The organism is Acinetobacter sp. 479375 (assembly GCF_000581715.1).
Taxonomy (GTDB): Bacteria; Pseudomonadota; Gammaproteobacteria; order Pseudomonadales; family Moraxellaceae; genus Acinetobacter; species Acinetobacter ursingii.
In genome coordinates, this window is record NZ_JEZN01000003.1 from 78,076 (window position 1) to 90,352 (window position 12,277).

At 39.2% G+C, this 12,277-nt stretch carries 13 protein-coding genes; 8 read left to right on the top strand and 5 right to left on the bottom strand.

The annotated features are described in order from the left end of the window. Positions 1-38 precede the first annotated feature (38 nt). The gene (locus J500_RS04120) at positions 39-758 is read left to right on the top strand and encodes a hypothetical protein (RefSeq protein ID WP_004998164.1); all 720 of its coding nucleotides are present in this window, start codon (positions 39-41) and stop codon (positions 756-758) included. 270 nt (positions 759-1,028) lie between these two features. Here the strand turns inward: J500_RS04120 and J500_RS04125 are convergent, their stop codons facing one another. From J500_RS04125 to rbsK, 3 genes are all read right to left on the bottom strand, one after another. Next, positions 1,029-1,514, bottom strand: a complete 486-nt coding sequence (locus J500_RS04125) for an Lrp/AsnC family transcriptional regulator (protein WP_004998162.1) — start codon at positions 1,512-1,514, stop codon at positions 1,029-1,031. Positions 1,515-1,738: 224 nt separating this feature from the next. After that, positions 1,739-2,164: a VOC family protein gene (locus tag J500_RS04130; protein WP_004998161.1), complete on the bottom strand. Its 426-nt coding sequence runs from the start codon at positions 2,162-2,164 to the stop codon at positions 1,739-1,741. Between the two features lie 59 nt (positions 2,165-2,223). Further along, positions 2,224-3,144 (bottom strand): ribokinase, encoded by a 921-nt coding sequence (gene rbsK, locus J500_RS04135; RefSeq protein WP_004998159.1) that lies wholly within the window; start codon positions 3,142-3,144, stop codon positions 2,224-2,226. A gap of 263 nt (positions 3,145-3,407) precedes the next feature. On the opposite strand from rbsK, the gene J500_RS04140 reads away from it, so the two are divergent. Continuing rightward, positions 3,408-3,755, top strand: coding sequence for a hypothetical protein (locus J500_RS04140; RefSeq protein WP_004988028.1), 348 nt, complete (start codon positions 3,408-3,410; stop codon positions 3,753-3,755). A 68-nt stretch (positions 3,756-3,823) separates the two neighbouring features. Here the strand turns inward: J500_RS04140 and glnG are convergent, their stop codons facing one another. Beyond that, positions 3,824-5,299, bottom strand: coding sequence for a nitrogen regulation protein NR(I) (gene glnG, locus J500_RS04145; protein WP_004988027.1), 1,476 nt, complete (start codon positions 5,297-5,299; stop codon positions 3,824-3,826). Beyond that, positions 5,286-6,395, bottom strand: coding sequence for a nitrogen regulation protein NR(II) (gene glnL, locus J500_RS04150; RefSeq protein WP_004998155.1), 1,110 nt, complete (start codon positions 6,393-6,395; stop codon positions 5,286-5,288). The genes glnG and glnL overlap by 14 nt, the downstream gene beginning before the upstream one ends. Before the next feature lie 340 nt (positions 6,396-6,735). Here glnL and rimO point away from each other — a divergent pair, with 340 nt between their 5' ends. The 6 genes from rimO (at position 6,736) to ispC (ending at position 12,277) form a co-directional block, all read left to right on the top strand. Continuing rightward, positions 6,736-8,079: a 30S ribosomal protein S12 methylthiotransferase RimO gene (gene rimO / locus J500_RS04155; RefSeq protein ID WP_004998149.1), complete on the top strand. Its 1,344-nt coding sequence runs from the start codon at positions 6,736-6,738 to the stop codon at positions 8,077-8,079. 58 nt (positions 8,080-8,137) lie between these two features. Next, positions 8,138-8,866, top strand: coding sequence for a UMP kinase (gene pyrH / locus J500_RS04160; protein ID WP_004988022.1), 729 nt, complete (start codon positions 8,138-8,140; stop codon positions 8,864-8,866). 80 nt (positions 8,867-8,946) lie between these two features. Then, complete coding sequence (gene frr / locus J500_RS04165; protein WP_004988020.1) at positions 8,947-9,501, top strand: ribosome recycling factor; 555 nt, start codon at positions 8,947-8,949, stop codon at positions 9,499-9,501. A gap of 4 nt (positions 9,502-9,505) precedes the next feature. Beyond that, on the top strand, positions 9,506-10,255 hold the full coding sequence (uppS, locus tag J500_RS04170; RefSeq protein ID WP_004998147.1) for a polyprenyl diphosphate synthase: 750 nt from the start codon (positions 9,506-9,508) through the stop codon (positions 10,253-10,255). 3 nt (positions 10,256-10,258) lie between these two features. After that, the gene (locus tag J500_RS04175; protein WP_005004584.1) at positions 10,259-11,080 is read left to right on the top strand and encodes a phosphatidate cytidylyltransferase; all 822 of its coding nucleotides are present in this window, start codon (positions 10,259-10,261) and stop codon (positions 11,078-11,080) included. Then, on the top strand, positions 11,081-12,277 hold the full coding sequence (ispC, locus tag J500_RS04180; RefSeq protein ID WP_004998143.1) for a 1-deoxy-D-xylulose-5-phosphate reductoisomerase: 1,197 nt from the start codon (positions 11,081-11,083) through the stop codon (positions 12,275-12,277).

Consider the following 12,277-nt stretch of genomic DNA (forward strand, 5'->3'; position numbering starts at 1 on the left):
GGTCGAGTAATCGGCCCTTATCTTTTGGACTTGATTTGATGTTTAATTTTAAAATAGTAGATGTAATAAAGCTTCTAAATGATAATCAAGGTATTATTAGTATAGCTATTTTTATAATTACACTTTTATTAGGTTGGATATCTGGAATATTTAGTGCATTACAGAAAAAGCCAAAATTTAAAATTGATTTAATAGATGGGCCTTCGTTTTGCTGTACCTTTAATACAGGGAAAGAGTGTTTTGGTCATGATGTGCATACAACAGCATTTTCACTTTATCTGAATATATCAAATATCGGTTCGGCACCATCTAGCATACAAAAAATATATATAGGTTATCATTGGGATTTAGAACCATTTAGTATCAATTGGCTTAAATATAAAATTGGCTGGTTCTGGCTTAAGCATGAAACAGTAATAAGTGAGGATTTTCGTGTAGATATAGGAAATGATAACGTAAAAATATTCCCTTTTTTGACACAGAAGAATAGTTTATTACCTATGCAAGTTGATAAATTTTTAAATATTGGTAAAGCAGTAAATGGTATTGTTTATTTTGAGCAGCCTGAAAGTTGGGGGGCGCAGTATCCTTTATATTTAAATGGGAAAGTAAAGATTAAAGTAAAAGTTTTTGATGTCTTTGGAAAATCTCATTCTAATAAGCTAAAAATTAATTTACTTAATCTAGAGCAAGCTAGTAAGTTTAACCCTGCCTTTGGAAGTACGCATTCTTCACTTGCTCGGCTTAAGCATGAATGAAATATGGCTGATTACGTAACTTACTACTACATTTAAAAGCTTATGAAATGATATTTTACAGAGGAGTCTGTTTGTTAGCCTTCTTAGTACTTAGCTATAGACTGATCAAAAGGATGGATTTTAAAACTACTCTTGCAAACAGGTCTAATAAAAAGCCCCTAATTAAAGGGGCTAGTCGTATATGAATCAAGTCATATACTGTATGAGGCTCATCTCAAACTGGGTGTATTAAATCATAACTTTGATAGCATTGCAGTAAATATCTTAAACTTATTCAATCATCATAAAATCTGCCGAGTTTGCAGATTTAAGCGGACGTAAGGCAAAGGTAGAGCGGGTATGACGTATTTCTTTGATTGAGTAAAGTTTCTTTCTTAAAAAACGCTCATAGTGTTCAGCATCCTTCACGGCGACTTTGACCAGATAATCATATTCACCTGTTACCAAATGCGCTTCAATCACTTCGGGAATATCTGCCAACGCCTGACTAAACTGTTCAAGCATCTCATCATCATGGCGTTCTAGCGTAATTTCAATAAAAAATAAATCCTTAATCCCAATTGCCTTTGGATTAATATTAGCCGTATATCCATCGATGATTTTTAAAGTTTCTAGCCGTTTTAAACGTGTCCAACAAGGAGAGGAAGATAAATCAACCTGTTCTGAAAGTTGTGCAATCGTCAGTCTGCCATTTTGACGTAACGCAGATAAAATTTTCCGATCAATACGGTCTAGTGTGTGTTCTGTACTGTTCAAAACTTAAACCAAAGGAAAATATTCTATTAAAGTCCAATATAAAGGAATTTTATGCCGACTGACATAGAAAATTTGAAACAATTAAGGAATTATTTCTTATTAGTTAAAGGTAAAATTATTTTATAAATCAAAGGCATTAGGGTGATGGCTTTGATGAGGCAATGAGTATGTTTCAAGTAAGGGTGACTTTAAGCATGCTCATTGCTTTTTATTTATTTTAAATTTTAAAATTCAATGATGACAGAAGATGTACTGCGTTGAGCTTCTCCGTGATACACAAATTCTATGTTATTCCCATCTGGATCAATGACAAACGCTGCATAATATTCTGGATGGTAAGTCCGTTCAGCTGGTTTGCCATTGTCTTTGCCTTTATGAGCAAGGGCAGCTTGATAACAATTATCTACAGTAGTACGATCTTTCACTTGAAAAGCTAGATGATGTCGCCCAGTCAATATGCCTTGGGCAGCAGGGCTATTTATTGAAGATACCACCAGTTCATCAGCCCAAAAGAAATCTTCAGATGTTGTGATGATTGGAATATCCAAAACTTTCATGATAGCACTATAAAAATTTTGGCTTAATTCTAAGTCATGAACAACAAGTTGGATGTGATCAATGAGTCGCCCACGATGTAATTGAGTTTTCATGGATTAATTTTATCCTGTGTATAAAAATCGATTTTACTTTTTAAGTTTTTTAATTGGATTTATAAGAATGCTTCAATCTCAGAGCGGTAGGGAATAGAAGGTTGTGCGCCATATCGAGTCACAGCAATTGCAGCTGCTGCATTGGCAAATTTGGCAGCTTGCTGATTTGATTGACCTTCCAGCAATGCTGTTGCAAACGCGCCATTAAAAGTGTCTCCAGCTGCAATGCTATCGACGGCATCTACTTTAAAAGCAGGAATTAATTGTCCTTGATCAAACTCACTTAACCAAACACCTTGAGCACCTAAGGTGATGACAACCGTTTTAATTCCGTATTGGTGAAGAATATGTGCAGCATTTTGTACGTCATCCAGATTGTTAATCTTCACGCCTGTTAATTGTTCTGCTTCTGTTTCATTGGGTGTAATGATATCAATCAGGTTTAAAAATTCTGGCGCTAAGGCTTGAGCAGGCGCGGGATTCAGAATAACCTTTATGCCAGAATGTTTAGCAATAGTTGCTGCGGTGATCACGCTTTCGATAGGTGTTTCCAGTTGTAATAATAATATTTTGGCATGTTGAATCAGGTTTTTATGTTGATTGACATAATCCACGCTGAGCGCTGCATTTGCTCCAGCATGGATACCAATAAAATTATCGGCATGTTGATTAACAAAAATTAAAGCAACGCCAGTATTTTGATGAACGACATTTTGCAGCGCCTGTACATTGACATGATCTTTTTGAAGTTGGGTTTTTATATTATTGCCAAACTCGTCATCACCAACACAGCCAATGAAGGCAACATTAGCACCGCTGCGGCCAGCAGCTACTGCTTGATTTGCTCCTTTCCCACCAAAAGCAACTTTATAATTTTTAGCTGTAAGGGTTTGTCCAGCCACAGGAAAATCATCAACATTTAAAATCTGGTCAACATTTGCACTTCCTACAATCACTAAGTCGGCATATTGATTCTTCATTTTTCAAATTCAATTTTGATAATTATTGCTGAATTGTAACAAATGAAAATTTTGATTAAATTACAAATATGTAAGAGGAAAATTATCTTTTTGTTTTTTAATGAATTTAATCCAACTAAAAGAGTTGGTTTATATTTATCGATTTTTCATATTGTGAGAATTTGTATAATTAATCATGATTCTTAAGAAAAAATTAAGCTAAAATTTTTAAAAATAAATGGTGACATAAAAATGAATGATAAACCTTTAAGGAGTAGATCAAGATGAATCTCGAGTATAGCCATAAACCAAATTATTATTTTTTTGCGCATAAGCTCGTGTTGTTTCTTGAAGGTGAAGTAAGAAAACATCCAGAACATTTGCGTGAAACTTACAATCTTCATGAAATCTATGATTTGTTTAACCATGACTTTGCTTCGACCAGTACAAATCTTGAAGGGATCTTAAATATTGCAGATGAATATGTCATTGAAACAGCTTATGGTGCACAACCTTTGATTTCAAAATATCGCATCATTGCTGAAAATCATATTCTTGAGCTTGATTTTAATAGCAACGCTATTAATGAATTGATTGCAGGTAAATCGATTCATTATCCTCAAGTGGCGTAATGTCATATTTTCTCCCATAGTAAAGGGTAGCCATTTAGCTGCCCTTTACTATATTTAAGATTGCTATTTTATATTTCAGCTTCCTCTTCGGCATCATCTTCAGCCGCGATACCGAGTTCTTTTAATTTGCGTGTAAGCGTATTACGTCCCCAACCGAGTAACTCGGCTGCATGGCGTTTACGACCACGGGTTTGTTGTAACGCAGCATTGATCAGAGTGCGTTCAAACATTGGGGTGGCGATATCTAAAATTTTCATTTCGCCATTTTTTAGTTTTTGAATCGCCCATTGACCCAATAACTCATCCCAGTGGTGCAATGAAATGCGATCTACACCCGCTGCGGTTGTGGCCTGTTCGCCTGATTTTTGAATTGGAATTTGTTTGAGCTCAGAAGGGAGGTCTTCTGGATAAACATCACGTCCAGTAATCATCACCGTCAGCCAGCGACAGGTGTTTTCGAGTTGACGAACATTACCTGGCCATGGCAGCTGCTGCATATAATCTGTAGTTTCTGGACGTAAAATTTTAGGGCTAACACCGAGTTCTTTACCCGCACGTGCCAAAAAGTGCTGTGCCAGCATGGGGATATCTTCGCTACGATGTGCCAGTTTTGGAATATGAATGCGAATGACATTTAGGCGATGATACAAGTCTTCGCGGAAACGTCCTTCATTCACCAGTTTTTCCAGATCCTGATGAGTTGCAGCGACAATACGGACATCAACCCGTACCGGAATATGCCCACCAACACGGTAAAATTCGCCATCAGCAAGTACACGTAGTAAACGTGTTTGCGTTTCAAACGGCATATCCCCAATTTCATCAAGGAACAGCGTACCGCCATTAGCTTGCTCAAAACGACCTTGGCGTTGGGTGTTCGCGCCAGTAAAAGCACCTTTTTCATGACCAAAAAGTTCAGTTTCAATTAGATCTTTTGGAATTGCAGCCATATTTAGCGCAATAAAAGGTTTGCTACTACGTGGTGAATGCTTATGTAGTGCATGTGCAACCAGTTCTTTACCTGTACCTGATTCACCATTAATTAATACTGTAATGTGGGATTGTGATAAGCGTCCAATGGCACGAAACACTTCCTGCATCGCAGGGGATTCACCAATAATTTCGGTGGATTGAACTGGTGTCGTGGTTTTAGCTGCTTCTTGCTGCTGGAGTTTATTGACATGCAAGATGGCGCGATGAACCAATGCCAACGCTTCATCAATATCAAACGGTTTTGGCAAATATTCAAAAGCACCTGTCTGATAGCTTGATACCGCAGACTCAAGATCGGAATGTGCCGTCATAATAATGACAGGTAGATCTGGATAATTATTTTTGACTTTCCCTAAGAAGGTCAAACCATCAATACCGGGCATACGAATGTCAGTGAGGATTACATCAGGCGCATCTTCAGCCAATTGGTCTAATGCCGTCTGCGCTTCTTCAAAACTGGTCACATCCAAACCTTCTTCCTTGAATGTTTTTTCCAGTACCCAGCGCATGGCGCGGTCATCATCAATTACCCATATTTTATTTCGCGACACGGTCTGACTCCCAAGGTAAATATAAGCTAAATGTAGTTTTTCCAGCCACGGACTGACATTCAATCATTCCGTTGTGTTGATGCATAATGTTCTGTGCAATACTTAAGCCAAGTCCTGTGCCTTTGGCTCGTCCTGTGACTAAAGGATAGAACACAGACTCTAAAATATCCTGTGGCACACCAGGACCATTATCCTCAATGTCGACACGAACTGCGGATCGGTTTAATAAACCATTAATGGTGACAAGGCGTTGAATACGGGTTCTTAAAATCAGCTCAGGTTCATGATCCACAAAAAATTCTTTATTTTCTGTCATCGCTTGAATAGCATTCACGCTAATATTGAGCATGACCTGAATCAGTTGATCACGGTCTGCTTTGACATCTGGCAGTGATAAATCATAATCACGAGTGATTTTAATTTTTTTCTTGGTTTGATTGGCCACCAGAGAGCGCACCCGTTCCAAAGGTTCATGTACATTGACATCTTCATAGCTTGGCAACTGTCGTGAACCGAGCATGGTATCGGCCAGATTTCTTAAGCGATCGACTTCATTGATAATGATATCGGTAAATTCTTCGTATTTTGGATCATTTAAGCTACGTGCCAGTAATTGAGTTGCACCACGAATCCCACCTAAGGGATTTTTGACTTCATGGGCAATACCACGAATGAGCTGACGGGCAACCTGATGTTGTTGTATCAAATTTTCTTCTTTAGAAATTTTAAGCATCCGATCAATTGGATTGAGTTCTATTAATAGTAGCGGATGATAATTTTTGCCTGTATTGAGCGCTGAAACTGAATAATCGACATGAATATCCTTAAAATTCACACTGATTATTGCTTCGCGTCGTGTGTAATGTTGCCCTGAGTGTAGTGTATTGATGAGTGCTTCATGAGTATTGAAGCTATCATTCGGTGAATGTAATAAGTTAAGCACAGGCAAACCTGATGCACGTAATAAGCTAATATCAAACAACGCTTCACAAGAAGAATTGAGATAAAAAATATTCAGGTCGCTATCGACCAATAATATGGCAGTAGTAAGGTTATCGACCAAAAGCCGATAGTCAATGGTCTCTCTTTGATCCATTAGAAAATGTTTCCTGTCTTAAAATAGCGCAATGACATTTTCATTTAATCCAGTTTTTCCCTGTAATGGGACATAAGTTAAGCAAAATGTAAGCCAACTTTTTGCGTAAAAGAACTTGTTCTTAAGCTTGTATTAAAAATGAGCAAAATAGACAAATTATGATCGATTTAAAAACAAGTTGGGTTAGATGGCATCTTAAATTGAATCATAATGGTGCAATAGTTGTTTTTAATAAAAATATTGGTTGTATTTTGGTGCATTAAGCGAACTGTGCATATTCCACCTGTTTTTATTGCGAGAAACGTCATACAATACGCGGATTCTAGTGGAGCGCAGATTCATGAAGTCCCCCAAAGTCGGTTTTGTATCTTTAGGTTGTCCTAAGGCATTGGTAGATTCTGAACGAATTTTAACTCAGTTACGTACTGAAGGTTATCAGGTCGCATCAGATTATGATGGTGCTGATCTGGTTGTAGTCAATACCTGCGGTTTTATTGAATCTGCGGTACAAGAATCATTAGATGCGATTGGCGAAGCCATGAGTGAAAATGGTCGTGTGATTGTGACGGGATGTTTGGGTAAAGATGAAGATAAAATTCGTCAAATGCATCCCAATGTTTTAAAAGTCACAGGTGCGGCGGCCTATCAGGATGTGATGGAAGCGGTACATGAATATGTGCCTGCGCCACCGAAACATAATCCTTTTGTCGATCTGGTACCTGAACAAGGCATTCGACTCACTCCAAAACATTATGCTTATTTAAAAATTTCGGAAGGCTGTAATCATCGCTGTACCTTCTGCATCATTCCAAGTATGCGGGGTGATTTAGTTTCACGTCCTGTCGGTTCAGTGCTTGAAGAAGCAGCAGCGCTTAAGCGCGCGGGTGTTAAAGAAGTTTTAGTCATTTCTCAGGATACTTCTGCTTATGGTGTAGACACCAAGTACAAGCTTGATTTCTGGAATGGTCAGCCTGTAAAAACCAAGTTTTATGATATGTGTGAGGCACTCGGTCAATTAGGAATCTGGGTGCGTTTGCATTATGTTTATCCATATCCACACGTCGATGCAGTCATCGACTTGATGGCTCAGGGTAAAATTCTTCCTTATCTTGATATTCCTTTTCAGCATGCCAGTCCGCGCGTCTTAAAATTGATGAAGCGACCAGCTCATAGTGAAAATACCCTTGAACGTATCAAAACATGGCGTGAAAAATGTCCAGATTTGGTGATTCGCTCAACTTTTGTAGTGGGTTTTCCAGGTGAGACCGAAGAAGATTTTCAAATTCTTTTAGATTGGTTGCAAGAAGCACAGCTTGATCGAGTCGGTTGTTTTACTTATTCACCAGTAGAAGGTGCAACAGCCAATGACTTGCCAGATCATGTACCTGAAGAAATTAAGCAAGAGCGTTATGAACGTTTCATGCAGGTTCAGCAGACCATCTCGGCGGCTAAATTGCAAAAACGGATTGGTCAAACCATGACTGTTTTAGTCGATAGTCTGGAAGATGAATATCCTGTTGCGGTTGCACGTTCTTATGCTGATGCGCCTGAAATTGATGGCAACGTCTTTGTGGAAGATATTGATAAATCAAAAATCCAGTCAGGTGATTTACTTGAAGTCGAAATTACTGATGCAGATGAATACGATTTATTTGCAAAGTTGATTACAATCAAATCAGCTTGATGATTGATGTTGCAACAAACAAAATTTATTTTTAACACATTGTTTTTTGGAGCTTACCATGGCGGATTCTAATAGCCCCCGTTACTCACGTATTCTACTTAAACTTTCTGGTGAGGCATTGTCGGGCAATAAAGACATGGGAATCGATGCACAAGTGCTTGATCAAATGTCATTGTCAATTGCTCACTTGGTTGGCTTGGGTGTGCAAGTGGGTATCGTTGTTGGTGGTGGAAACTTGTACCGTGGTAGCCAATTACAAAAAGATGGTCTGGTGGGTCGTGTAACGGGCGATCAGATGGGTATGCTGGCAACGGTGATGAATGGCTTGGCACTACGCGATGCTCTGGTTCGTCGTAATATCAAGACACGTTTGATGTCTGCACTCTCAATCGGCACAGTGGTTGAATCTTATTCGAGCCGTGATGCGATTCGCCATTTAAGTCAGGGCGAAGTATGTGTATTCGTGGCAGGTACAGGTAACCCATTCTTCACCACAGATACAGCGGCTTGCTTACGTGGGATTGAAATTGAAGCCAATTTGATTTTGAAAGCCACCAAAGTTGATGGCGTATATAACAAAGACCCAAGCAAATATGATGATGCGGTAAAATATGATCATTTAACTTTTGATCAAGTGCTTGATGAAAAGTTGGGTGTGATGGATTTAACTGCCATTTGTCTGTGTCGTGACCATAATGTACCGTTGCAAGTTTTCGATATGAATAAAGCCGGCGCACTATTATCTGTGGTGATGGGCGAAAAAGAAGGAACTCATGTTACGAATTAATGTACGTAACCTAGAAAGCTCTTTATACTACTCGACTAATTTAGCAATTACACCTTGAATGAATAAGTAAGGAAGATCATATGATTAACGATCTCAAACAAGACAGCGAACAACGCATGCAAAAAACCCTTGAATCTTTAGAGCAAGGTTTTGCGAAAGTGCGTACTGGCCGTGCTCATCCATCCATTCTAAACGGTGTAATGGTTTCTTATTATGGTTCGGATGTTCCATTGAATCAGGTGGCAAACGTGGGTATTGAAGACTCACGTACTCTTATTGTTCAGCCATTTGAACGTACAATGGTTTCGGCAATTGATAAAGCAATTCGTGAAAGTGATTTGGGTTTAAACCCGATTACAGCAGATGCAATCCGTGTACCTTTACCAGCTTTAACTGAAGAAACACGCCGTGATATGCAAAAAGTGGCGCGTTCAGAAGCTGAAAATGCCAAAGTTGCCATTCGTAACATCCGTCGTGATGTATTAGGTGATATCAAATCACTGCTAAAAGACAAAGAAATTTCTGAAGATGATGAGCGTCGTGCAGGTGATGATATTCAAAAAATCACCGATAAATATGTTGCCGAAGTTGATAAACGTTTGGCAGCAAAAGAAGCTGAATTGATGAAGGTCTAATTTTATGACCGCTTCAGAAGAGCTTCATCTTCCGCAACATGTTGCTATCATTATGGATGGCAACAACCGTTTTGCTAAAAAAAATCAAATGCAAAAAGGAGATGGGCATCGTGAAGGCAAAAATAGTCTAGATCCAATTGTTGAGCATTGTCGTAACAAAGGGATTCAGGCATTAACCGTATTTGCATTTTCCAGCGAAAACTGGAATCGTCCACAGTATGAAGTCGATTTATTGATGAAATTGCTGGAAGAGACGATTCATGAACAGTTACCACGAATGGAAAAATTTAATATTGCCTTGCAGTTTATTGGTGATCGTTCTCGTCTATCTCCACATTTACGTGAATTGATGTTGCATGCAGAACAGCAGACTGCTAGTTTTGACAGCATGACGCTGACTATTGCGATCAGTTATGGTGGGATGTGGGATATTGCCCATACAGCAAAGCACATTGCACAAGACGTAAAAGCAGGCGTATTAGGTGTAGATCAAATAGATGCTGCACTTTTTAATCAGCGGATTAGTTTAAATAATCTGCCGGCTGTTGATTTGCTGATTCGTACAGGCGGTGATTATCGTTTGTCCAACTTCCTGCTTTGGCAGGCTGCTTATGCTGAATTGTATTTTACCGAGACACTCTGGCCTGAGTTTTCTGTAAAAGAATTTGATCGTGCTTTAGATGTGTTTGCAGGACGCGAACGTCGTTTTGGTAAGACTTCTGAACAAATCCACCAAGAGAAAATTGAGAATTAATAAATGTTAGAGCGGATAATTACCGCATTGGTATTGGTAGCGGTAGTACTTACTTGTATGTTTGCAACCAGTTCTCACTATCCAATGTTTGGCTTAATGATTGTAGCCGCAGGGGTGGCTGGCTATGAATGGTTTAAACTCATGCCTAGAGATACGGCATTATTTAAACCGAAAGCGTGGGCTTATGGACTGATCGTCGCGCTAATATCTGCGCTGGCGCTTTATTATAATGAAGTTGCAATCCTATTATGGTGTGCATCAATACTCACTTGGCTGGTGAGCAGTTTTTGGGTCAAGGCTTATCCTGAATACGATGGCTGGTACAACGCTTCGCTTTATCTTCTTGGGCTGATACTGGTCAGTGCGGCAGTTACGGCAATTTTTGAAGTTTGGCAAAGTTCGCCATGGTGGTTGATGTATTTGTTCCTGTTGGTATGGGGAGCGGACTCAGGTGCTTATTTTGTTGGGCGTAAGTTTGGTCAAAATAAGCTAGCACCAACAGTGAGTCCAAATAAATCGGTTGAAGGATTGATTGGTGGGATAGGGCTTGCGATCATTATTATTATTGTGGTGCAGGTCAATTATCTTAACTTAACATTTGCCCAGCATTTGCTGTTTCTAATTTTGTCTGTGGTGACTGTTTTTGCTTCAGTGTTGGGTGATTTGTTCGAGTCTATGATTAAGCGTCGTGCTGGTATTAAGGATTCTGGGCGTATTTTGCCGGGCCATGGTGGTGTGTTAGATCGTATCGACTCTCTACTTGCAGCAGCGCCTATCTTTGCAGCGGGCATGTATCTATTAAAACTTATTGGCGTAGATCTATAAATGACTCAATCTGTTTGTATATTTGGTGTGACGGGTTCAATTGGTCAAAGTACGTTAAAAATATTGGATCGTCATCCAGATAAATATACACTTTTTGCTGTAACAGCTTATAGTCGTATCAAAGAACTGGCTCAAATATGCAAACAGTATCAGCCTAAAATTGCAGTTGTACCTGAATCAAAAGTTGATGAACTGCGTGCCGAATTGCTTGCATTGGGTGTTTTTGATATTGAGATATTGGCTGGGGAACAAGGCTTAATTACTGTTGCTGAAAGTTCTCAGGTTGATATTGTCATGGCTGCAATTGTTGGAGCAGCAGGGTTGTTGCCTACACTGGCTGCAATCAAAACAGGTAAAAGAGTGTTGCTTGCCAATAAAGAAGCATTGGTGATGTCTGGTGAAATCATGATGCAAGCGGCACGAGATCATCATGCATTATTGTTACCCGTCGACTCTGAGCACAATGCAATTTTTCAGTCTTTACCGCAGAATTATTTAAATATTGAGCGTAATGGTCAGCCCCAGTTGGGGGTGTGGCAGATTTTACTGACGGCCTCAGGTGGTCCATTTTTAAATCATACGCTTGAACAATTACATGCGGTGACGCCACAGCAGGCGTGTAAGCATCCAAATTGGTCTATGGGACAAAAAATTTCTGTTGATTCTGCAACTTTAATGAATAAAGGTTTGGAGTTGATTGAAGCGTGTCATTTGTTTTCAATATCTGAACATTTTGTTACAGTTGTAATCCACCCACAAAGTATTATTCATTCAATGGTTCAATATATTGATGGTTCAACTTTGGCGCAAATGGGAAATCCTGATATGTGTACGCCGATCGCACATGCATTAGCATGGCCTGAGCGATTGGACACGCATGTTCCTGCACTTGATTTGTTTACACATTCACATCTTAATTTTCAGCAACCCGATACTCAAAAATTTCCTGCATTAAATTTGGCTCGTCAAGCCATGCGTGATGGTGGTCTCGCACCGACGATTTTAAATGCGGCAAATGAAATTGCGGTTGCGGCATTTTTAAATTTGAAAATAAAGTTTACTACGATTCCAGAAGTGGTTGAGCATACGCTTAATCACGTGCAAAATGGTTCGGCACAGAGTATAGAAGCTATTTTGGATACAGATCGATTAGCCCGTGATGTTGCGCATCAGTTTGTGGCTAGCGCAGGAGGCTGA